23 protein-coding genes and 5 tRNA genes are annotated in these 19,551 nt (G+C 32.3%); 18 read left to right on the top strand and 10 right to left on the bottom strand.

Going from position 1 to position 19,551, the window contains the following annotated elements; all coding sequences use genetic code 11:
- Nucleotide 1: 1 nt before the first annotated feature.
- From U5L76_04775 to U5L76_04750, 6 genes are all read right to left on the bottom strand, one after another.
- A complete protein-coding gene (locus U5L76_04775; protein ID MDZ7798892.1) occupies nucleotides 2-1,201 on the bottom strand; it encodes a glycosyltransferase family 39 protein in 1,200 nt (399 codons plus the stop codon).
- Nucleotides 1,202-1,217: 16 nt separating this feature from the next.
- Entirely contained in the window at nucleotides 1,218-1,442 is a 225-nt protein-coding gene (gene rpmF / locus U5L76_04770; protein MDZ7798891.1) for a 50S ribosomal protein L32, read from the bottom strand.
- Between the two features lie 17 nt (nucleotides 1,443-1,459).
- Nucleotides 1,460-4,024, bottom strand: a complete 2,565-nt coding sequence (gene gyrA / locus U5L76_04765) for a DNA gyrase subunit A (protein ID MDZ7798890.1) — start codon at nucleotides 4,022-4,024, stop codon at nucleotides 1,460-1,462.
- 4 nt (nucleotides 4,025-4,028) lie between these two features.
- Nucleotides 4,029-4,415, bottom strand: a complete 387-nt coding sequence (locus U5L76_04760; GenBank protein MDZ7798889.1) for a hypothetical protein — start codon at nucleotides 4,413-4,415, stop codon at nucleotides 4,029-4,031.
- Between the two features lie 12 nt (nucleotides 4,416-4,427).
- Nucleotides 4,428-5,060 carry an MBL fold metallo-hydrolase gene (locus U5L76_04755; GenBank protein MDZ7798888.1) on the bottom strand — a complete coding sequence of 211 codons (633 nt, stop codon included), beginning with the start codon at nucleotides 5,058-5,060 and terminating at the stop codon, nucleotides 4,428-4,430.
- A 111-nt stretch (nucleotides 5,061-5,171) separates the two neighbouring features.
- On the bottom strand, nucleotides 5,172-5,948 hold the full coding sequence (locus tag U5L76_04750; protein ID MDZ7798887.1) for a hypothetical protein: 777 nt from the start codon (nucleotides 5,946-5,948) through the stop codon (nucleotides 5,172-5,174).
- A gap of 196 nt (nucleotides 5,949-6,144) precedes the next feature.
- Between U5L76_04750 and U5L76_04745 the strand changes: the two genes are divergently transcribed.
- The 18 genes from U5L76_04745 (at nucleotide 6,145) to U5L76_04660 (ending at nucleotide 16,791) form a co-directional block, all read left to right on the top strand.
- Nucleotides 6,145-7,398 carry a S1 RNA-binding domain-containing protein gene (locus tag U5L76_04745; GenBank protein MDZ7798886.1) on the top strand — a complete coding sequence of 418 codons (1,254 nt, stop codon included), beginning with the start codon at nucleotides 6,145-6,147 and terminating at the stop codon, nucleotides 7,396-7,398.
- A gap of 61 nt (nucleotides 7,399-7,459) precedes the next feature.
- Complete coding sequence (ftsH, locus tag U5L76_04740; GenBank protein MDZ7798885.1) at nucleotides 7,460-9,313, top strand: ATP-dependent zinc metalloprotease FtsH; 1,854 nt, start codon at nucleotides 7,460-7,462, stop codon at nucleotides 9,311-9,313.
- Nucleotides 9,314-9,354: 41 nt separating this feature from the next.
- A complete protein-coding gene (locus U5L76_04735; protein ID MDZ7798884.1) occupies nucleotides 9,355-10,299 on the top strand; it encodes a hypothetical protein in 945 nt (314 codons plus the stop codon).
- 158 nt (nucleotides 10,300-10,457) lie between these two features.
- Nucleotides 10,458-10,530: transfer RNA gene (locus U5L76_04730), tRNA-Ile, on the top strand.
- Nucleotides 10,531-10,916: 386 nt separating this feature from the next.
- The gene (locus U5L76_04725; protein ID MDZ7798883.1) at nucleotides 10,917-11,039 is read left to right on the top strand and encodes a hypothetical protein; all 123 of its coding nucleotides are present in this window, start codon (nucleotides 10,917-10,919) and stop codon (nucleotides 11,037-11,039) included.
- A gap of 84 nt (nucleotides 11,040-11,123) precedes the next feature.
- Complete coding sequence (locus tag U5L76_04720; GenBank protein ID MDZ7798882.1) at nucleotides 11,124-11,273, top strand: hypothetical protein; 150 nt, start codon at nucleotides 11,124-11,126, stop codon at nucleotides 11,271-11,273.
- 200 nt (nucleotides 11,274-11,473) lie between these two features.
- Complete coding sequence (locus U5L76_04715; protein ID MDZ7798881.1) at nucleotides 11,474-11,650, top strand: hypothetical protein; 177 nt, start codon at nucleotides 11,474-11,476, stop codon at nucleotides 11,648-11,650.
- A gap of 87 nt (nucleotides 11,651-11,737) precedes the next feature.
- Nucleotides 11,738-11,814: transfer RNA gene (locus U5L76_04710), tRNA-Val, on the top strand.
- Between the two features lie 45 nt (nucleotides 11,815-11,859).
- Nucleotides 11,860-13,392, top strand: coding sequence for an HD domain-containing protein (locus U5L76_04705; GenBank protein MDZ7798880.1), 1,533 nt, complete (start codon nucleotides 11,860-11,862; stop codon nucleotides 13,390-13,392).
- Nucleotides 13,340-14,251 (top strand): RluA family pseudouridine synthase, encoded by a 912-nt coding sequence (locus U5L76_04700; protein ID MDZ7798879.1) that lies wholly within the window; start codon nucleotides 13,340-13,342, stop codon nucleotides 14,249-14,251. The genes U5L76_04705 and U5L76_04700 overlap by 53 nt, the downstream gene beginning before the upstream one ends.
- Before the next feature lie 57 nt (nucleotides 14,252-14,308).
- Nucleotides 14,309-14,677 (top strand): 50S ribosomal protein L19, encoded by a 369-nt coding sequence (gene rplS / locus U5L76_04695; GenBank protein MDZ7798878.1) that lies wholly within the window; start codon nucleotides 14,309-14,311, stop codon nucleotides 14,675-14,677.
- A gap of 92 nt (nucleotides 14,678-14,769) precedes the next feature.
- Complete coding sequence (locus U5L76_04690; GenBank protein MDZ7798877.1) at nucleotides 14,770-15,039, top strand: GIY-YIG nuclease family protein; 270 nt, start codon at nucleotides 14,770-14,772, stop codon at nucleotides 15,037-15,039.
- Nucleotides 15,040-15,123, top strand: a tRNA-Leu gene (locus U5L76_04685). It abuts the gene before it with no gap.
- A gap of 4 nt (nucleotides 15,124-15,127) precedes the next feature.
- Nucleotides 15,128-15,204, top strand: a tRNA-Val gene (locus tag U5L76_04680).
- Nucleotides 15,205-15,268: 64 nt separating this feature from the next.
- Nucleotides 15,269-15,511 (top strand): hypothetical protein, encoded by a 243-nt coding sequence (locus U5L76_04675; GenBank protein ID MDZ7798876.1) that lies wholly within the window; start codon nucleotides 15,269-15,271, stop codon nucleotides 15,509-15,511.
- A 209-nt stretch (nucleotides 15,512-15,720) separates the two neighbouring features.
- Entirely contained in the window at nucleotides 15,721-15,963 is a 243-nt protein-coding gene (locus U5L76_04670) for a GIY-YIG nuclease family protein (protein ID MDZ7798875.1), read from the top strand.
- Between the two features lie 33 nt (nucleotides 15,964-15,996).
- A tRNA-Ala gene (locus tag U5L76_04665) sits at nucleotides 15,997-16,070 on the top strand.
- Nucleotides 16,071-16,257: 187 nt separating this feature from the next.
- Complete coding sequence (locus U5L76_04660; GenBank protein ID MDZ7798874.1) at nucleotides 16,258-16,791, top strand: hypothetical protein; 534 nt, start codon at nucleotides 16,258-16,260, stop codon at nucleotides 16,789-16,791.
- Between the two features lie 273 nt (nucleotides 16,792-17,064).
- Here the strand turns inward: U5L76_04660 and U5L76_04655 are convergent, their stop codons facing one another.
- The 4 genes from U5L76_04655 to U5L76_04640 are packed head-to-tail and all read right to left on the bottom strand — an operon-like array spanning nucleotide 17,065 to nucleotide 19,487.
- Complete coding sequence (locus tag U5L76_04655; protein ID MDZ7798873.1) at nucleotides 17,065-17,811, bottom strand: ABC transporter permease; 747 nt, start codon at nucleotides 17,809-17,811, stop codon at nucleotides 17,065-17,067.
- On the bottom strand, nucleotides 17,808-18,758 hold the full coding sequence (locus U5L76_04650) for an ATP-binding cassette domain-containing protein (GenBank protein ID MDZ7798872.1): 951 nt from the start codon (nucleotides 18,756-18,758) through the stop codon (nucleotides 17,808-17,810). Before U5L76_04650 ends, U5L76_04655 begins: the two co-directional genes overlap by 4 nt.
- 21 nt (nucleotides 18,759-18,779) lie before the next feature.
- On the bottom strand, nucleotides 18,780-19,091 hold the full coding sequence (locus tag U5L76_04645) for a hypothetical protein (GenBank protein ID MDZ7798871.1): 312 nt from the start codon (nucleotides 19,089-19,091) through the stop codon (nucleotides 18,780-18,782).
- Nucleotides 19,092-19,112: 21 nt separating this feature from the next.
- Nucleotides 19,113-19,487 carry a PadR family transcriptional regulator gene (locus U5L76_04640; GenBank protein MDZ7798870.1) on the bottom strand — a complete coding sequence of 125 codons (375 nt, stop codon included), beginning with the start codon at nucleotides 19,485-19,487 and terminating at the stop codon, nucleotides 19,113-19,115.
- Between the last annotated feature and the right edge of the window lie 64 nt (nucleotides 19,488-19,551).

Raw genomic sequence — 19,551 nt, 5'->3', positions numbered from 1 at the left:
TTTAAAAGATTTTCAACAAAAACCTAAATACTTTGAATTGAATAAAAGTTTCCAGGTTAGAAAAAATATATAAAATAATAATTATTAAAATATAAGGAATAATTACTATCTTTTTTGACATTTTTTGTTTTAACCATTTATAGCCCCTAAATATTGTATAACTAACAATAATATCAAGAATTATTAAAGCCGGTATTGAATAACGAATAGACCAAATTTTTGGTTTTATAAATAAAGCAGCCGTAAAGAAAAATATAACTATTATAAATAAAATTATGCTTAAAAATTCCTGGACAGTTCTTTTCTTTTTTAGAAAAAAGTTTATAGAAAATAATAAAAATAAAGAAGAAAAAATAAGTTCCAGGCCTGGCAAAGCTTCAATTGTGTCGCAGAAATTATTTATAATATTGATAGCTTTGCTGTTAGTATGGTTTGTTTGGATTATCAGAGCATTTTGATTGCCCTGCCACTTATTAATTAAGGGATCAATACCCGAAAACCATAAATTAGGCCAAAAAATTAAAAATATAATTAAAATTATTAGAATATAAATTAATAATTTTTTAAAAATATTTCTATAATTGACGTCATATCTATGCTTAAAAACTATAATTAAAAAAAGTATTACCGGTAAAATCAAAACTCCACTAAATCTACTGAGAATACTTAGACCACATAAAAAAGCCGATAAATATAAAAAAGAATTCTTCTTTTCTTTAAGATAAATTATAAAAATTAAAATAGAGGTAGTTGAAAAAATACCAAAAAGAATATCAGCCGGATTACTACGCCAAATCAAAGTATTCAGAGAAATTAATAAAGCAGTTAAGAAACTAACTTTTTTAGAAAAATTTATTTTTTTTAATAAATAGTAAATTAAGGGGATAAAAAAACTGACTATTAATACAAAGGGAATTTTAATAGCCAGATATATTTGATCTAATTTTACATTTTTGAACCATGACTGGATAAAAATTGAGAAACTACCAATATGTAAAACTGTAGCCGCCGGATGAGAAAGAAAAAAAGCAGGAAAAATCTGACCGGTCTTTATTTGCTTATAATAACCAAATATCTGCTTGGACCAGTAACTATAATCAATACCAGCAAAATTATCTAAATTTATCAGTAAAAATGCCAAAGTCAGAAAAAAAAGTAAAAAATAGAGTATTTTTTGATTAACTTTCAATAAATTTTTCAAAAAACTAAATAATTAATTATTTAGATTCTCTTTTTTTCTTCCTTTTTTCTTTTCTTTCTTTTTTTAGCTTTATATTGATGACCTCTTTGCCTTTATAATAGCCACAGTAAGGACAAATTTGGTGAGGCATAATCTTTTTATTACAGTGTGAGCAAACTATTAATTGTTTGCTTTTTAAAGCCTGGTGGCTTCTTTTTTTTCTAACTGAACTTTTTGATTTTCTTTTTTTCGGAACAGACATATTATTATAATTATTTATTAAATAAAAGTAACTGAAGCCACCCGGTCGCTTTGGTCTGAAAAACGCATTAACTTAACCCCTTGGGTGGCTCGGTTAAGTGCTGGCACTTCTTTTAAAGCCAGGCGAATAACCTGCCCTTTTTCAGAGACTATAATCAAATCTTCTTTTTCCAAATTTTTATCAACTATAAAAGCAGCAATAATTTTACCGGTTTTATCACTTACCTTAGATGTTTTTATACCCACTCCACCTCGTCTTTGCACTTTATAACTGCTTAAATTAGTACGCTTGCCATAACCCTTACCCATAACTGTAATCAACTGCAAATCAGTAACTTTACTTTTTTGATTAATCATATCCATGCCGGAAACTTCATCTTCTTCTTTTAATTTAATAGCTCTAACACCAGCCGCTGAACGGCCCATGGCACGCACATCTTTTTCTTTAAATCTTATAGCTTGGCCTTTTTCACTGGCCAAAATTATTTCATCTTTGCCAGTTGAAGGCTTGACCCACTCTAGTTGGTCTTTTTCTTTCAATCGAATAGCAATAAGACCAGAACGTCGTATTTTAGCAAAGGATTCAATATTAACTTTTTTAATTACTCCTTTTCTTGTAGCCATCATTAAATATTTATAACCTTGTAATTCATCCAAGGGTAAAATAGATGATACTTTTTCAGTTGAATCTAGTTGTAAAAAATTAACTATAGATTGACCTTTAGCTTGGCGAGAGGCTACTGGTAAGTCATAAGCTTTGAGCTGAAAAACCTTTCCTTTACTGGTAAAGAAGAGGAGGTCAGCGTGAGTATTAGTGGAAAAAAATGTTGAAACTGTATCCTTTTCTTTGGTAGTCAAACCAATTACTCCTTTGCCGCCCCGGCTCTGTTTTTTAAAAGAAGTGGGAGCAATTCTTTTAATATACCCGTCACGAGTAGCCATAACCATGATAGCTTCTTTAGGAATAAGATCTTCCTGGCTAAATTTATCAATAGCACTGGAGACAACCTTAGTTTTTCTCTCATCACCATATTTTTCCTTAACTTCTTCCAATTCTTTCTTAATGATATTCATTTTTTTATTTTTGGAAGTTAGAATACCTTTTAAGTCTTTAATTAATTTTTTCTTTTCTTTTAATTCGTCCAGAATCTTTTTTCTTTCCAGTCCGGATAATTGCTGCAGTTTCATTTCTAAAATAGCATTAGCTTGAATTTCAGTTAGTTTATACTTTTTAATCAGAGCTTTGGCCGCTTTTTCTTTGTCTTTTGATTTTTTAATTAATTTAATAACAGCGTCAATTTTAGCCAGACAAATTTTTAAACCTTCTAAAATATGAGCTCGTGCCTTGGCCTGCTTTAATTCATATTCAGTTCGTCTTTTTACTATTTCTCGGCGATGTTTAATATACTCTTCTAAAACCATTTTCAGGCTCAGCACTCTCGGTTGTATCCGATCAACTAAGGCTAACATATTAACATGGAACTTAGTTTGAAGCTGAGTTTGTTTAAAAAGTTGGTTCAAAACCTTTTTGGGATAAGCATCTTTTTTCAACTCTATTACAATACGGATGCCGTCTTTATCAGATTCATCACGCAAATCGCTAATACCCCCTAGCTTTTTGTCCTTAACTAAATCAGCTATTTTTTCCAACAAAGTAGATTTATTAACTTGGTAGGGGATTTCTGTTACTATTATTTTAAATTTATTTATTTTATCCTCAACAATTTCAGCCTTGGCTCTGACTACAATTCCGCCCTTACCAGTCGCATAGGTCTGTTTAATATCTTCAAAGTTATAAATAATACCGCCAGTGGGAAAATCCGGTCCTTTAACAAATTCCATTAAGTCTTCTACATCTGCTTTTGGCTTTTCAATAAGATGAATAGTAGCATTAATTATTTCTGTTAAATTATGCGGTGGTACATTAGTAGCCATACCCACGGCGATACCAATAGTGCCATTTAATAAAAAATTAGGCAGCTTAGCCGGTAAAACTACCGGTTCTTTATGAGTACCGTCATAATTAGGGACAAAATCCACTGTTTCTTTTTCAATGTCAACCAACATTTTTCCCGCTATCTTCTGCAGTTTTGACTCTGTATAACGCATAGCAGCCGCATTATCTCCGTCAATTGAACCAAAATTACCCTGGCCGTTTACCAAAGGATATCTCATAGAAAAAGGCTGGGCCAGACGCACTAAAGTATCATAAACAGCCACATCACCATGAGGATGATATTTACCTAAAACTTCACCGACCACAGTGGCTGATTTTCTAAACTTTGCTCCAGCGTGTAAACCGATTTTCCACATAGCGTATAAAATACGGCGGTGAACCGGTTTTAAACCGTCGCGTACATCTGGCAAGGCCCTGGCTACAATAACCGACATAGCATAATCTAAATAACAAGTCTGCATCTCTTCAACAATTGACTGTTCTTTTAATTTACCGATTTGATTAATCTTTTCTTCTGGGAGGCTTTTTTTCTTTTTCTTATTTTGAGTATTTTTTTTACTAGTTTTTTTCTTTTGGCCGCCTGGTTTATTTTTTGCGGACTTTTTCTTGCTTTTTTTTCTTGGCATAATTTTATTTAGTTTCTGGAAAAATATTATTTTCTAATTGCTCTTCTTTTGTTTTATCCAAAGCCCCGGAAATATCATCCTTAGCATTATTGAATTCTTTTTTTATATCTGAAAAGTCATTTTTTAAGCCACTCAAGACATTACTAAAAAAAGATCTTCCTCGATTTTCTACTCTTTCTAAGCTAGTCCCTAAAAAAGAAAGCCAAACAATAAATATTACTAACATTATCACACCAACAATAATCATCAACTTCTTTTTTTCGTTCTTCTGATTATTACTTTCTCTAGATTTTTTCTTTTTCTTTTGCGGTATAAAACTTTTTTTAGGTTTTTTCTTTTTTTTGTCTTTAGTTACTCTAACTTTCAATTTTTCTGATTTTTTCTCAGGCATTTCATTTAAATATTAAGGTTTTAGTAAAAATACTTTTGTTTCTTCCTGAGGTAAATCTTTTTTCTTAATATTTAAGCTGTCAATAACTTCTCTTTCTTTTAATCCCATTTCACGAACAAATTTATCAGCACTTTCTAGATCAACTTTTAATTTTGGTGTTTTGTAATACATTGGCACTACAATTCTGGGCTCTATTTCTGAAATAATTTTAGTAGCCTGCTCCGCTTCTAAAGTATTTTTTCCTCCTACCGGTACAAATAAAATATCCACATTTTCCAGACGTTCAAGATATTTTTCTGAAGGTACACAATTTATATTGGATAAATGTCCAATAGTTATTCCTTCACTTTGAATTAAAAACATAGTCAAAGGTTGCTTACTTTTTTTCTTTTCATCTGTAAAGCCTCTAATACCAAAAACGAAAACATTGTGTAATTCATATTCTCCTGGAGAATCAATAACATAAGGCTTACCTGTAGCTGACTTTTTATTATTATGCTCCTTGTCATCCCGGCTAATTAAAAGTAAATCTACTTTAAGACGAGGCGGTTTAAGTCCCACCTTTGAATTAAAGGGATCAATTAAAATATTTGCTTTTTTGGTCTTCACATTAAAGCAAGAAAGACCATACCATTTTATTTTCATAATATAAAAAAATAAGGATTTCTCCCTTGATTTTAGCAAAATATAGGGGAAAAGTAAAGCTTTTTATTCCCTATTTTCATAGTTGATTATTAAACTAATATTAGCTTAATATTAAGCAGCAAAAAGCCCTTCATCTGGTGGTTCTTCCAGATTCTCATCTGAATCATCATCACTATCCGAAAAGCTCTTCCTTTTTTCTTCTAAAGAACTTATTTTATCGGATTTTTTATCTGTATTTCCTAAATTTTCATCGTTTGTGTCGGGTGAAAAATATTCTCTATTTTCAGTAGAAATTTCATTTGGCTGTGGTATGCCGCCAGAAGAAAGAGGAACGCTAGAGGGCTGGTCTATAGTATTTTCTTTATTTTCTTCTTGTTTTTCTTCATTTGAACTTTGTCCGCTTTTTCGGGGATTAAATCTCCCCTGTTCTTTTTCAATTTCCTTACGCTGGCGATAAATATTAAGGTTTTTTAAAGCTTGTTCTCTTTTTTTCTGTTTTTCCAGTTCTTGCGGAGTCGGCCCTTGTGGTTTTTCTGCTTCTTTTTGTTCATTAACCACTTTTTTAATAAATGATTTATGTGCTTTAGTTACTTCACGGCCTTTTTTTGATAAGCTCGCTCTTTTCACTCCTGAGCCCTCAAATCCCTCTCTTCCGTGTTTAACAATAGCCTTACTTAAACGTTTAAAAGTATTTCGGCTAACCGTAGATTTTTTACTTTTATTTCGGGCGATTTCATCAGCTGCTTTTCTTAAAGTTGGATTAGACTTAATATTTTTATTTGATTTTAATATTTGTCCAAATCTTTTATCACCAATACCTCGCCCCCCACGGGTAACCAGACCCGAGAGATGTTTTTTAGCTCTTGATATGTTAATTCGTTGAGCCATAAATTTAAGTTTATTATATTATTGCCTGCCTTTATTATATCATTTTTTTTACATAAGCTTAATAAGCCTTGTCAAAAATAGCATATTCCCTTATAATGCTTATACTTGTCCTCTTAAGTAATAAATAACCCTGTTTTTTAATAAAGGACAAACAGGGACTAAACTCTCTTTCAGAGATTGGTTAAAAAAAACAAATATGACTGACACTAGCCAAAAAGCTTCTAAAATGGAGAAGCTTTTACAAAAAGAAGACCAACCCATCCTACCTAAGGTTGGTGATTTAATAAAAGCCAAGGTAATATATATTTCCCGGGGCGCTGTTTATTTAGATATTGACGGTATTGCTACTGGAGTGGTTCGAGGTAAAGAAATTATTGATGAATCAGGAGAATTTTCTGATGTTAAGTCCGGAGATAAAGTACAAGCCACTGTACTTGAATTAGAAAATGAAAACGGGGAAATAGAGCTATCATTCCGGGCAGCTGGGCATCAAAAAGCTTGGAATAATCTTCAAAAAATGATGGAAAAAGAAGAAATAATTGATACCAGCATTACCGACGCTAATCGTGGCGGCTTAATGGTTAAAGTAGGAAAAATAGAGGGATTTATGCCTGTTTCACAACTTATACCTGAACACTACCCAAGAGTTGAAGGCGGTGATAAAAATAAAATATTAAATAAGCTAAAAGAGTTTGTCGGCCAAAAAATCAAAGCTAAAATTATTGATGTTGACGAATCAGAAAGCAAACTCATTTTATCAGAAAAAGCAGCCTGGAAAAAAGAGAGAAAAAAAGTAATATCAAAATACAATGTCGGCGATATAATAGAGGGTAAAATAACTGGCGTAGTTGACTTTGGTATATTTATAGAATTCGGCGATGGTTTAGAAGGCTTAATTCATATATCAGAACTAGCCTGGCAAAGAATAGAAAATCCAAGAAATAAATTTGAGGTGAGCGATAAAATTAAAGCAAAAATTATTAGTATTGAAGATACAAAAATATCTCTTTCTATAAAAAAATTAGAAGAAGACCCCTGGAAAGAAGTGGTCGAAAAATACAAAGTTGGTGATATTGTTAAAGGTAAAGTATTAAAAATAAATCCTTTTGGCGCTTTTATCGAGCTAGATAAGGATATTCATGGATTAGTTCATATTTCTGAATTATCAGAAAAGAAAATCAACCATCCTTCTGAAGTAGTTAAAGAAAATGAAGAATATAAATTAAAAATACTTTCTATTGAACCGGAAAATCACCGGCTCGGTCTTTCTCTTAAAGCAGCTGGCGATAAACCAAAGAAAAAAAACCAGAAGAAAAAGAAGGTTTCTAAAAAAGAGGAAGAGAAAAAAGAAGAAAAAACAGAAAGTAAAAGAAAAAAGGATGAAAAAAAATCCACTAAAAGCAAATCATCCTCTAGGACAAAGAAAGAAAAAAGTAAAAAAATAAAATAAATAAAAGACTTGCTTAAGCTAGTTTAAAAATTTATAATAAATTAAGTAATAAATAAAATAAATGAAAGACATTGGTAAAAAAATAATAATATTTATCTTTATTTTCCTGGCCTTTGCTGCTGTCTTAAGTCTTTTTAATCCAGGTCTTGACCAGTCTGAAAAAATAGATATTTCAAAGTTAGTTGAAATAATAAAAAATGAGAGAGTTAAAGAAATAGTAGTTAGCGGTGGCAACAAATTGGAAATTACTACTATGGAAGATAAAAAATATACTAGTCAAAAAGAAACTACTGAATCATTTTCAGAACTAATGCAAAATTTCGGTGTTGAACAATCTAAGCTTGAAAAAATAAAATTGACTATTAAAGATGAATCTGGTCTCTCTTTTTGGCTGGCTACTTTATTGCCTTTTTTACTGCCTTTTTTGCTTATTGTTGGCTTTATTTGGTTTACTATGCGTAAAGTACAGGGTGGCAATAACAGAGCCCTTTCTTTTGGCAAAAGCACTGCTCGCGAAGCAAATTTAAAAAATAAAAAAAAGAAAACTACTTTCAAGGATGTAGCTGGCGTCAAAGAAGCTAAGGATGAATTGGAAGAAATCGTTGATTTTTTGAAACATCCCAAAAAGTTTTTAACTATTGGAGCTAGTATTCCCAAGGGTATGCTTATTGTCGGGCCACCCGGCACGGGTAAAACTCTTTTAGCTAAAGCGGTAGCCGGTGAAGCTAATGTGCCTTTCTTTAATATATCAGGTTCTGAATTTGTAGAAATGTTTGTTGGCGTCGGAGCCTCAAGAGTGCGAGACCTTTTTAAAAAAGCCAAAAAAAACTCTCCTTGTATAATATTTATTGACGAAATGGACGCTGTTGGCCGCCAAAGAGGAGCTGGCTTAGGTGGATCACATGATGAAAGAGAACAAACCTTAAATCAAATTTTAGTAGAAATGGACGGTTTTGAAACCGGTGATAATGTTATTGTTATTGCGGCTACCAATAGACCTGATGTTTTGGATCCAGCTCTTTTGCGTCCGGGTCGCTTTGATCGACGGGTAATTATTGATATGCCGGATATTAAAGGTCGTGAAGCTATTCTTAAAGTACACATTAAGAAAAAACCCTTTGATGATAGTGTTGACTTTAAAAAAATTGCCCAAAGGACCCCTGGTTTTTCCGGAGCTGATTTAGCTAATCTCTTAAACGAATCTGCTATTTTAGCGGCTAAAAAAAATAAGAAAAAGATAAGTATGGAAGATTGTCTTGAATCCATTGAAAAGGTAATGCTTGGGCCAGAAAGAAAAAGCCGTATTTTGTCTAAAAAAGAGAAAAAAATTACTGCTTATCACGAAGCTGGCCATGCTTTAGTGGCCCATTTATTGCCAAATACAGATCCCGTTCACAAAATTTCGATCATTTCCAGAGGCCGAGCTGCTGGCTATACTTTAAAACTACCTCTAGAGGATAAAAATTTACACAGTCGTTCTGAATTTATTGAAGATATTACTGTCCTTTTAGCTGGTTTTACCTGCGAAAAAGAAACTTTTAACGAAATTACTACCGGGGCCAGTAATGACTTAAAAAAAGCTACTGAATTAGCCAAAAAATTAGTCACTCAATTTGGTATGAGTGAAGCCTTAGGGCCCCGCACTTTTGGTAAAAAAGACGAATTGGTTTTTTTAGGCAAAGAAATTCACGACCAAAAGGATTATTCAGAAAAAATTGCTGAAAAAATAGATAATGAAGTTTCAAAAATTATTGCTGAGGCTTATAAAAAGGCCAGGAAAATTATAAGTAAAGAAAAAAAGACTCTTAATAAAATTGTAAAGGAATTATTAGAAAAAGAAACTATCGAAAAGAAAAAATTTGAATTTTTTTTCAAAGATAAAAAAAGAAAAAAGGAACTTGCTTCAAAAAAATAACTATTGTATAATAACAGCATAATAATCGGAGGGAAAATTAGATGAAAATTTTTTACCGTGAAATAATAAAAAAAGCCTGGACAACAACTAAAAAGCTGAAGTTTCTTTGGTTTTTTGGTATTTTTGCCTCTTTAACCGCTAATGGAGAAGAGTATGATATTATTATCAGAAATATTGATACAGTAACTAATTTAGAAAGAGTTATCAAAAATCTGCGTAACACTTTAAATGAGGGTGTTTTTTCGATAGTTTCGGAAAATTTAAACACTTTTTTTACTAAAAATGTTTTTTCTTCTATTTTGGTTGTACTAGTTGGTATAATTATTGCTGCGGCTGCGGTTTATTTAATAACTATTTCACAAGTAGCTATAATCAGTGCGGCTCATCGTTTTAAAAAGAAAAAGAGTGTCGCTTTTTTAGACGGATTTTTTATCGGCACAAAAAAATTCTGGCCTATATTAATTATAAATCTTATTGCCAAAGCTATAATCTACGGATTACTCTTAGTTATTGGCATTCCTTTGGCTATTTCTTACGTTAATTCCGGAAGCACAGGTACTCTCACCACCTTAAGTGTATTTGCTTTTATTATTCTTATACCCTTAAATATTTTTATCTCATTTTTGGTCAGATACGCCACTATTAATGTGATTTTAAACGGAGAAAAAATTAAAGCTTCTATTAAAACAAGTTTTCATCTCTTTCGTAAAAACTGGCTCATTACTTTAGAAAATGCCATACTGCTTTATGTGATAAATTTTGTTATTACTTTTGTTATAGTTTCTGTTCTCACCTTTTTAAGCCTGCCTTTTACTGCTTGGGGCTACGCTATTTTCATGGCTATTATAATTTTTGTTGGCTCTTTAATTGCTACTTTCCGCTTCAGCGTTTGGACTTATCTTTTTGAATCGATTTCTAAAGGCGAGGGTTTATCAAAAATACTGAGAATCTTCCAAAGAAAAAAACCTAAAGAAATATCAGAGTAAACTAATTTGATTTTAGGAAAAATCTCTGCTAAACTAATTTTTGACTTGGTTTAGTTTTTTTGTTTATATTTTTTATAAAATCCATAAAAAGAGAAAAATACTTCAAATCAAGAAAGAAGAGAAATTATATTAATAAATTAATAAGTAAATAATATCTCGCGCCTGTAGCTCAGTGGTTAGAGCACCACTCTTATAAAGTGGGGGTCGATGGTTCAAGTCCATCCAGGCGCATTGAAAAACAATCACTTAAAAATAATGACTAAACCTTTAGTTTAGCGGACCGGTAAAATGGGGGTCGTCTCCCGCAGGGAGACCAGGCGCATTGAAAAACAATCATTTAAAAATAATAACTAAACGCTTAGTTTAGCGGAGAGATAAAATGTGGAGGGGTCGGGCGCACTACGCCTTCCTGCCTGCATCCTAGTGGACTACGGCAGATAAGCTATTAGGAGGTAGGGGCGAAGTTTACCCTCTTAATTATTGAGTTACATTGAAGAAGAAGGCGGGGGGCGTGTGAACGCCAAGAAATAATAAATATTTAAAAACTAATAATATATTCTGTCTACATTATAAAATTTGACAAGTATTTATCTATAATATAAACTGTTAATAAGTTTATGAAAAAGATTGATCATCGCGCTCAGCGCGACCACAATTCAGCCGATAATAGCCACCAATTTTTTGCTTATTTTTGGTATTTTACTGATTCGGATCAGTCTTTTTTTGATATAATAGCTTAAAAATTAGTATAAATTAGCTTAAAATAAGAGACTGATTCCAAAAAGGATCAGCTTTTTTTTGTACCTTAAACAAGGAGGTTTGAGATGACTAGCCAAGCAGTGAAAAGAAAAAAAGAAGTTTGCCCTAAACATGGTATTCCTTTAGAAATCAGGCTGAAAAAAGAGGGATTAATCCCAAGTTGTGGCGAACCTCCTTATGAACTTGTTTGTCCTCTTTGTGGGCAAAAAGATTAAATTAAAAAGGGGAGATCTTTTTGATCTCCCTAAATTTTAAACTTATGCATCAAATAATCTTAAAAAATAATTGGTGGCAAAAATCTAGCTTTAGCTAGCTGATTTTTGTTTATTCTTTTAAGAATGATAAATAAAAACTGGCTAGCTAAATAGTCAGTTTTTAAATTTTTTGCTCTTTAATAGTAAAAAGGAGGTTAAATATGAAATGTCCAGAATGTAAATGTCAAATGGAAATAAAATACCAGCCTTCAGATAAAGAAATGCTAGGTTTTTATTACCTAGCTACTTGTAATTGTGGATATGAAGAAAAAATTAGTCCGGCTAAATTCAGCTCTCCAGCCCACATGTGTTTTCATAAAGGAAGCGTATTTTGCTAAAGCATTGCCCGCTCTTAAATAGAGCGGGCTCTTTTTTTTATTAAAGTTGACTAATATTAATATTTTCGTTAAACTTTTTATGTCTATGGGCGGTTAGCTCAGTTGGTTAGAGCGCTTGCTCGACACGCAAGAGGTCAGAAGTTCAACTCTTCTACCGCCCACCATTAATCTTTTTCAAGATTTTTTTATTTATGGTAAAATTATAACTAATGAAGAAGAAAGATATAAATATCAAAATATTCCAAAAGGCTCTTAAAACAGAGCCGGCTTTATCATTTATTAACAAAGTATTAAAAAAATTCTCCCAGGCTGAAATCTACCTAGTCGGTGGTGCTGTCCGTGATATAATATTGAAAAGAAAAACTAAAGATTTTGATTTTGTGGTTCGTAATTTATCAGCTAAAAAATTAGAAAACTTTTTAAAAAAATCGGGTAAAGTAAACCTGGTTGGTAAATCTTTTGGTGTTTTTAAGTTTGTCCCTAAAAATTCAAAAATTGAAGCTATTGATATAGCTTTGCCAAGAACAGAACATTCCTTAAAAATGACCGGAGGTTATCGGGATTTTAAAGTTCAGTCAAAGGCTCGGCTACCCATTGAAAAAGACTTAAAAAGAAGAGATTTTACTATCAATGCCTTGGCTTATGATATAAAAAATAAAAAATTAATTGATAAATTTAATGGCTTATCTGATTTGGCTAGTAAACAAATCCGGGCTGTCGGCCAGGCTGAAAAAAGATTTAAAGAAGATTATACTAGAATCTTAAGGGCTTTGCGCTTTTGCTGCCAGCTTAGCTTTGAACTGGAAGAAAAAACAGCCAAGGCCATCAAAAATTTCTCACTGAAATTAAAAAGTAAAAGCTTGGCTCGGGAAGTTATGGCTAAAGAACTGCTTAATACTTTTGAAGCTAATCCTTTAAGAGCTTTTGATATTTTTGATGAGATGAATATTTTTAAGCACTTAATTCCGGAAATTGAAAATCTAAAAGGTGTACCGCAACCTGTTAGATACCATTCTGAAGGAGATGTTTTTGTGCATACCCGCTTAGCTCTAGAAAAATTAAATTCACCTCTTTATAAAAAAATAATGCCCGGAAGAACTAAAGACCCGGAAGTAATATTAGCTATTATTTTTCATGATATCGGTAAAGCTAAAACTATCAGGACTCCCAAAAAAGATGGCACTAATCGAATTCGTTTTGACGCTCATGATACTATTGGAGCAGAAATGACCAGTGATATTATTGATAGATTGAAGCTGGAAAGTACGGGTAAAGTGAAAAAAGAAAATATTATCTGGTTGGTAAAAAGACATATGCTTCTTATTGTTGATGACCCTTATAATTTAAGAGCTAGCACAGTAGAAAAAATATTTTTTAACCCTAGAGTACCGGGAGAAAAATTATTGAAAATTATACTGGCTGATACATTGGGCAGCTTACCAGCTAAGGGTAAAGCAAATACAAAAAGTTTAGAAAAAATGCTTAAACGGATTAAGGAAATGAAGAATATGGACAAAAAAAGAAAAGCACTACCCAAACCTTTGATAAACGGGCATGATATTATAAAAAATCTTAATATAAAAAGAGGTCCTTTAATTGGCGAACTTTTATCCATAGCCAGAGAACAGCAACTTAATTCACAAATTAAAAATAAGAAGCAAGCTCTCGAATTTTTAAAAAATTATCTTTATGCTAAAAAAAATAAAAGTAAATCAGAAAGCAGAAAAAGAAAGACTGGATAAATTTTTAGCTCAAGAATTCCCAAATTGCTCGCGCTCTTATATTCAAAAATTGATTAAACAGGGCCGAGTAAAAGTTAATAAGAAGCTAATTTCTGTTCATTATTTTTTAAAAAAAGATGATATTATTAAAATTGATTACAAAAGACCACCCGAGCCAGAATTAAAATTATCAGAAAAAAAGCTGCCACTTTTCAAAGAAGAAAAAAATTACTTAATTATAAATAAACCGGTTGGTTTGTTGGTTCACCCCACTTTAAAAAGTGAAAAAGATACTTTGGCTGGCCGACTAATTAATTATAATTCAACCATTAAAAAAGTAGGAGAAGATAATCTAAGACCAGGTATTGTTCATCGTCTAGATAAAAATGTTTCCGGAATTATGATCGTGGCTAAAAATCAAGCCATGTTTGAAAATTTAAAAAATCAATTTAAAGACCACCAGATAAAAAAAGAATATTTGGCGCTGGTTCACGGACTTTTAGAAAAATATGAAGGAGAGATAAATTTTCCCATCGCTCGTTCAAAAAAAGGAATAATAGTTTCTAAACCAAAAAATAAAAAAGGGAGGAAAGCTATCACTAGATATAAATTAATAGAGAAAATAAAAAAATATTCCTTAATAAAAATAAATACACTCACTGGAAGAACTAATCAAATCAGAGTTCACTTTAAAGCTTTGGGCCATCCAGTTATTGGTGATAAAAAATATAATATAAAAAAATTTGATAATCAATCTTGGCCAAGACTTATGTTACATGCTCAAAAAATCGGCTTTTATAATTTAAATAACAAATGGCAAGAGTATGAGGTTAAACCCCCTCAAAATTTTCAAAACCCACTCAACAATTTAAAGTCTTGACTTTTAGACTTTTTCCACTTATAATTCATACACCTTTTTATTAATAAAATTAAAAATATGACCGAAGCAAAAGAAAAAAAAGAATCAAAAAAAAATAAAGCCAAAAATTTAAAAGCTGGCTATAAGGTGCGTATTCACCAAAAAATTAAAGAAGGAGATAAAGAAAGAATTCAAATTTTTGAAGGTATCGTGTTAAAAATTAAAGGACGCGGACAAACTAAAACTATTACGGTTAGAAAAATATCAGAAGGCGTGGGGGTCGAAAAAATATTTCCTATTTATTCGCCGACTATTGAAAAAATTGAAATAGTCAAAAAATTTAACATCAGAAAATCAAAAGGTTATTATCTTCGGAATAGAAGAGCCAAAAAGCTTAAAGAAAAAATTAAAATTAAAGAAAATCTTCAACCTAAAAAACCAGCTTAGTAATATATCATTTTAAAATAAGCAAACGTGGTGGAACTGCCGTGAACCACTAAAGGGTTCGCGGCTAATCCTGTACCCTTTAGTGGTACAGAATGGTATATAACGAACAATTTATGTATTATGTTTATATCCTATTACTCTCAAATAAGAAATTATACACCGGCTTTACAACTAATATTAGTAGAAGGATTAAAGAGCATAAACAAGGAAAAAGCCCATTTACAAAAAGTTATTTACCCCTAAAACTTATTTTTTACGAAGTTTTTAATAATAAAATAGACGCTAAAAAAAGAGAAAGATATTTTAAAACTAGTAAAGGCAAATCTTCCTTAAGGGCTATGCTTAAAAATACTTTTAATTGAGCGGACGTGGCGGAATTGGTATACGCACTAGGTTGAGGGCCTAGGGTCCTTTGGGCCGTGTGGGTTCAAGTCCCACCGTCCGCATAAAGGGCGACTAGCTCAGTTGGCTAGAGCGTCTCGTTTACACCGAGAAGGTCTGAGGTTCGAGTCCTCAGTCGCCCACCATTTCATCCGCCAGAGTATCATTCTTAACTTTGGTAAATAACGACTAATAAATTAACTTTAAAATATGAAATATTTTGTCGGCATTATTGCCTTAATCATCGGCTCTCTTATGTTAATTAAAACCGAGTGGTTTCTCAACTGGACCGGTCGTATTCCCTGGGCTGAAGAGCATTTATCAGCTGAAGGTGGTACTAGAATGTTAATTAAAATACTTGGTTTAATTGTTATTATTGGAACTTTCTTAATTCTAACTGGTATTTTACAAGGACTTTTAGGAAAAATATTCAATATTAGTGCCTTAGGATAAAATAATATGGGCTCCTTAGTCCCGACTCCGCCTTAGGCGCGAGTCGAGGATCCACGACCTAAAAGGTCGGGACTCATTTTGGTAAAGCACCGCATTTGTTCTTCAATAATCCAATAATTTAAAAGATCCGCGATAAAATCAGGTGGGCCCATAGCTCAGTTGGCTAGAGCGCCGCATTTGTCCCGATGCGCACAAATAAATATTATGTAATGTATTATTTATATATATTAAAATCAACTATTAATAATTCTTATTATATTGGCAGTTGTGAAGACTTAACAAAAAGATTAAACCAGCATAACAAAGGTAAGGTAAAATCTACAAAAAGATATATTCCATGGAAAATAGTTTATACTGAAACATTTAAATATTTATCAAAGGCAAGAAAACGAGAAAAACAAATAAAATCTTGGAAAAAGCGAAAAGCTATTGAAAAATTAATTAAAAAATAAATTGCGCATCGTGGATCCGCGATAAAATCAGGTGGGCCCATAGCTCAGTTGGCTAGAGCGCCGCATTTGCACTGCGGAGGTCGCAGGTTCGACTCCTGTTGGGTCCACCTGATTTTATCGGGACACTGCGGAGGTCGTCTCCCATAGAAAAATCATGTTCGCTGGAAAAATATTTTATGTTTTTCAAAAAAAATAAAATTTTATAGAAAAAATAATTTAAAAAGTATCTCTACTTTTTTTAAAGATTTTTTGATATACTATAATAGATAATACTAAAAATTAAATAAAAAACGTATGGAATCACATCTTGGCACAAATTTAATCACCTGGCTGGTTATTTTTCCGGTTTTATTAATAGTCGCCGGAGTAATTATTTGGTATCTCACTAAAATAAAAGGCTCATTAGTAAAAAAAGTAACTATGATTATGGCTGGTTTTTTTGCTTTTATTGGTTTTGCCGTGATTTTGCTGGGCGTTTATTATCATCTTAATCCGGCCTTTGCCAGCGGATTTAAGTTCTATACTTATTCTACTCTAGCCCCTGAAGGTAATCCTTTTGAAATTTCTGAAGGTGATTATACTCCTGTTTTAATACAAAATGAAGTTTACAAAGAGGATGGACAAATAAAATTTTTGTCTAATCTCAAACCAGATCTTCCCTATTATGTGGCTTTATTCTCTTCGGGAAAATATATTTATACTAAAGTTGATAATGGCGTCTTAACCATTCCTGCTGATACTCCTGGCTTGGAACCCTCGGTAACTAAAACCTCTCTCTGGTGGGCTCTGACTAAGGATTTATATAAATATGTTGATACGGTAAAATAATAAAAAATGCACGCATTATTCAATTTAAATAATGAAATTTTTTCATATTTTATTTTTTAAACGAATTTTCATATTCAGTATTATTCTGATTAAAGCGCAAACAATAAAAACCACTCCTACCCAGACATGCAAATCCACGATAAAAGAATATTTTGAAGTGCCTCCTTTCAGATACACAATTAATAAAGGAATAGAAGTAAGGGCAAGCACGACAAAACTTATAATACACAAAATTTTTATTGGCTTGGATATTTCATTGTTTATACTAAAAATTTATTGGCGAAATTTTTTGTCCAGCCGGATACCGATAAAAAGAAATATCCCGGCAAAAATAAGCAAAATTATAAAATTAACGACTAAATCCAATTGGGCTTTTCCTTCTATTCCAAATCTAAACAAGTCGTTTGCGTAGGTTAAAGGCGATAAAAAAGAGACCAGCTTACCCCAAGAAGGCAAGGTTTCTATCGGAATAAAAATACCACTGATAAACATCAAGGGGAGACGAATAAAGTTCAGCACCATCATAACATTACCTGGATTTTCTGTCGGAAACATGGCAAACATAATCCCCAATAAAGAAAAACACAAAGAAGCTAAAGCCAAGCCTAAAGCTAAAATTAGAGGATTGGCAATCACTACACCCAAAAACGCCCAAGCGCCCAATAAGGTAACCAGACTAACAAACAAACTGAACAAAACTCCGCCCAAAGCCTTGCCTAAAATTATGGCATATAAAGAAATTGGAGCTGAAACAAGCCGTTCAAAAGTTTTAACTCGTCTCTCGGTAGGAATAGCTACTGGTCCAACTGATGAAGCGGAAAACAAAACCGTTAACGAAAGTAACCCTGGGATCAAGATGGCTGGCGTCATGCTTCTACCCACAGCAAAAGCAAAAAACATAAACAGCGGGAACATTATCCCGAACATCAACGTCCCGGGCTTAAAATAATATATCTTGATGTCCTTTTTACTTATCGCCCAAGCGACCAGAAGGTTGTCTTTAATGTTTTTTTTCCTCATTTATTTTTGGTCAATTTAATAAAAACTTCTTCCAAGTTAGGTCCGAAAGTATTTAAGCTAATGATCTCTAATTTATTTTTTCGACTCCAATCACATAAAATAGATAAGGTCTTTTCGGGTTTGTCGGTGAAAATCTTGTATTTATCGCCCAGTTTTTCAATTTTACCAATGAAAGGAAGCTCTTTTAAAGAAGATATATCCCTAAAAGAGATAGTTTTGTCAAAAGCCGCTTCTACCGACTGAACACTTTTGATGGTGTTTTTCAATTTTTCCGGTGTATCAATAGCCGCAATCCTGCCGTGATTGATGATTGCCACCCGGTCACAATTTTTATTGGCTTCTTCAATATCATGAGTGGTTAAAAAAATTGTAATTCCTTGCTCACTTAAATCATTAATGGTTTTTTTTATTATTAAAGCGCTTTCAACATCCAATCCTGAAGTTGGTTCGTCTAAAAACAATAATTGAGGATCATTGACCAATCCCATGGCAATTGTTAACTTTCTTTTCATTCCCTTGGAAAAATCTTTGACTTTGTAATTTCTGCGATTAAAAAGCCCGAATATTTTTAAGAGTTCCTCGGCTTTTTTGTTGGTCGCGTTTCTTCTCATTCCGTAAAGTTGCGCAGTAAAAATCAAATTATCCCAAGCTGACAAGTCATCGTAAACATTGGAGGTTTCCGGCACAATACCCATTTTTCTTTTTGCCTTAATTGTCTCTGTTTGAATATCAAAACCGAAAATTTTTGCTTGGCCGCCAGTCGGTTTTGTCAAACCGGTCAACATCCTTATTGTAGTGGTTTTACCGGCCCCGTTAGGACCCAAAAAACCAAAAATCTCTCCCTTTTCAACTGTAAAAGAGATATGATCAACAGCTATTAGTTTCTCAAATCGTTTAGTAAGATTAGAAACTTCGATTGCTTTCTGGTTTTTACTTTTAGCACTCATATTAAATACCTAATATAATTTTTAATTTTTTGGCCTGTCTTGAATTCCTAAAACGACCAAATCTTCCATTGCCTTTATGCCTCTGATTTCGTCCTTTTTCATATAAATGCTTTGATTTTTGGTTAAGGTCTTTTTTCCGTTAATGTCGGTAAAAATTCCCTGACCTTCAAGAACGGTTAAGAGCACGCCGTAATCTTCCGGATGAGGCGGTATTTCCACGCTTGATTTTAAGCAAATCAAAGCGGCGTGAAATCCTTTAGCATTAAGAAAATCCCTTTTAATCGGTTTTTCATCGGAGAAAATAATTTTTTCGTTTAGATTGTAGTTTTTCATAGTTTTGTTGGTTAATGTTAATTAATTTTTATCTCTAAAATGTTTTTTATAAAAGCTAACCATTTTATTAATCATTTTTTTTCTTTGAATAATCATTTTAAGCCAAGCTTTTAAATGTCCTTTTCCTTTAGGGGTAACCGTATAAATTCGCTTATTTGGCCCTTGTTTATTTTTTTTCCAGTCAGATTTTAGCAATCCTTCCTTTTCCATTCTTCGTAAAAGTGTATACGCTGTGCCAGTTTTAATTTTATGATAATTATCGGTAATTTTTTCAGTCTTTTTAATAATCTCGTAGCCGTAAGACGGTTTTTCATAAATAACTCTTAAAAGCAAAAATTGTACCCATCTTCTTTCGGGATAACCACACTTTGATTTTAAAATAATTTTTTTCTTCATATATAACAATGTTATATAATATACAATTATTTGTCAAATTTTTATTTTCTGCTTAATTAGTCGG

It is taken from the genome of Patescibacteria group bacterium (assembly GCA_034520665.1).
Taxonomy (GTDB): Bacteria; Patescibacteriota; Patescibacteriia; order JAXHNJ01; family JAXHNJ01; genus JAXHNJ01.
This window is presented reverse-complemented; position numbering and strand designations above follow the sequence as displayed.

Coding starts and splice junctions, on each gene's coding strand:
- U5L76_04690 (MDZ7798877.1), top strand. CDS start 14,770: ATGGTATATAACGAACAATTTATGTATTATGTTTATATCCTATTACTC.
- U5L76_04655 (MDZ7798873.1), bottom strand. CDS start 17,811: ATGAGGAAAAAAAACATTAAAGACAACCTTCTGGTCGCTTGGGCGATA.
- ftsH (MDZ7798885.1), top strand. CDS start 7,460: ATGAAAGACATTGGTAAAAAAATAATAATATTTATCTTTATTTTCCTG.
- U5L76_04745 (MDZ7798886.1), top strand. CDS start 6,145: ATGACTGACACTAGCCAAAAAGCTTCTAAAATGGAGAAGCTTTTACAA.
- U5L76_04675 (MDZ7798876.1), top strand. CDS start 15,269: ATGAAATATTTTGTCGGCATTATTGCCTTAATCATCGGCTCTCTTATG.
- U5L76_04645 (MDZ7798871.1), bottom strand. CDS start 19,091: ATGAAAAACTACAATCTAAACGAAAAAATTATTTTCTCCGATGAAAAA.
- U5L76_04700 (MDZ7798879.1), top strand. CDS start 13,340: ATGCTAAAAAAAATAAAAGTAAATCAGAAAGCAGAAAAAGAAAGACTG.
- U5L76_04750 (MDZ7798887.1), bottom strand. CDS start 5,948: ATGGCTCAACGAATTAACATATCAAGAGCTAAAAAACATCTCTCGGGT.
- U5L76_04715 (MDZ7798881.1), top strand. CDS start 11,474: ATGAAATGTCCAGAATGTAAATGTCAAATGGAAATAAAATACCAGCCT.
- U5L76_04660 (MDZ7798874.1), top strand. CDS start 16,258: ATGGAATCACATCTTGGCACAAATTTAATCACCTGGCTGGTTATTTTT.
- U5L76_04735 (MDZ7798884.1), top strand. CDS start 9,355: ATGAAAATTTTTTACCGTGAAATAATAAAAAAAGCCTGGACAACAACT.
- U5L76_04760 (MDZ7798889.1), bottom strand. CDS start 4,415: ATGCCTGAGAAAAAATCAGAAAAATTGAAAGTTAGAGTAACTAAAGAC.
- U5L76_04755 (MDZ7798888.1), bottom strand. CDS start 5,060: ATGAAAATAAAATGGTATGGTCTTTCTTGCTTTAATGTGAAGACCAAA.
- U5L76_04705 (MDZ7798880.1), top strand. CDS start 11,860: ATGAAGAAGAAAGATATAAATATCAAAATATTCCAAAAGGCTCTTAAA.
- U5L76_04650 (MDZ7798872.1), bottom strand. CDS start 18,758: ATGAGTGCTAAAAGTAAAAACCAGAAAGCAATCGAAGTTTCTAATCTT.
- rplS (MDZ7798878.1), top strand. CDS start 14,309: ATGACCGAAGCAAAAGAAAAAAAAGAATCAAAAAAAAATAAAGCCAAA.
- U5L76_04640 (MDZ7798870.1), bottom strand. CDS start 19,487: ATGAAGAAAAAAATTATTTTAAAATCAAAGTGTGGTTATCCCGAAAGA.
- U5L76_04725 (MDZ7798883.1), top strand. CDS start 10,917: ATGAAAAAGATTGATCATCGCGCTCAGCGCGACCACAATTCAGCCGAT.
- U5L76_04720 (MDZ7798882.1), top strand. CDS start 11,124: ATGACTAGCCAAGCAGTGAAAAGAAAAAAAGAAGTTTGCCCTAAACAT.
- U5L76_04670 (MDZ7798875.1), top strand. CDS start 15,721: ATGTATTATTTATATATATTAAAATCAACTATTAATAATTCTTATTAT.
- gyrA (MDZ7798890.1), bottom strand. CDS start 4,024: ATGCCAAGAAAAAAAAGCAAGAAAAAGTCCGCAAAAAATAAACCAGGC.
- rpmF (MDZ7798891.1), bottom strand. CDS start 1,442: ATGTCTGTTCCGAAAAAAAGAAAATCAAAAAGTTCAGTTAGAAAAAAA.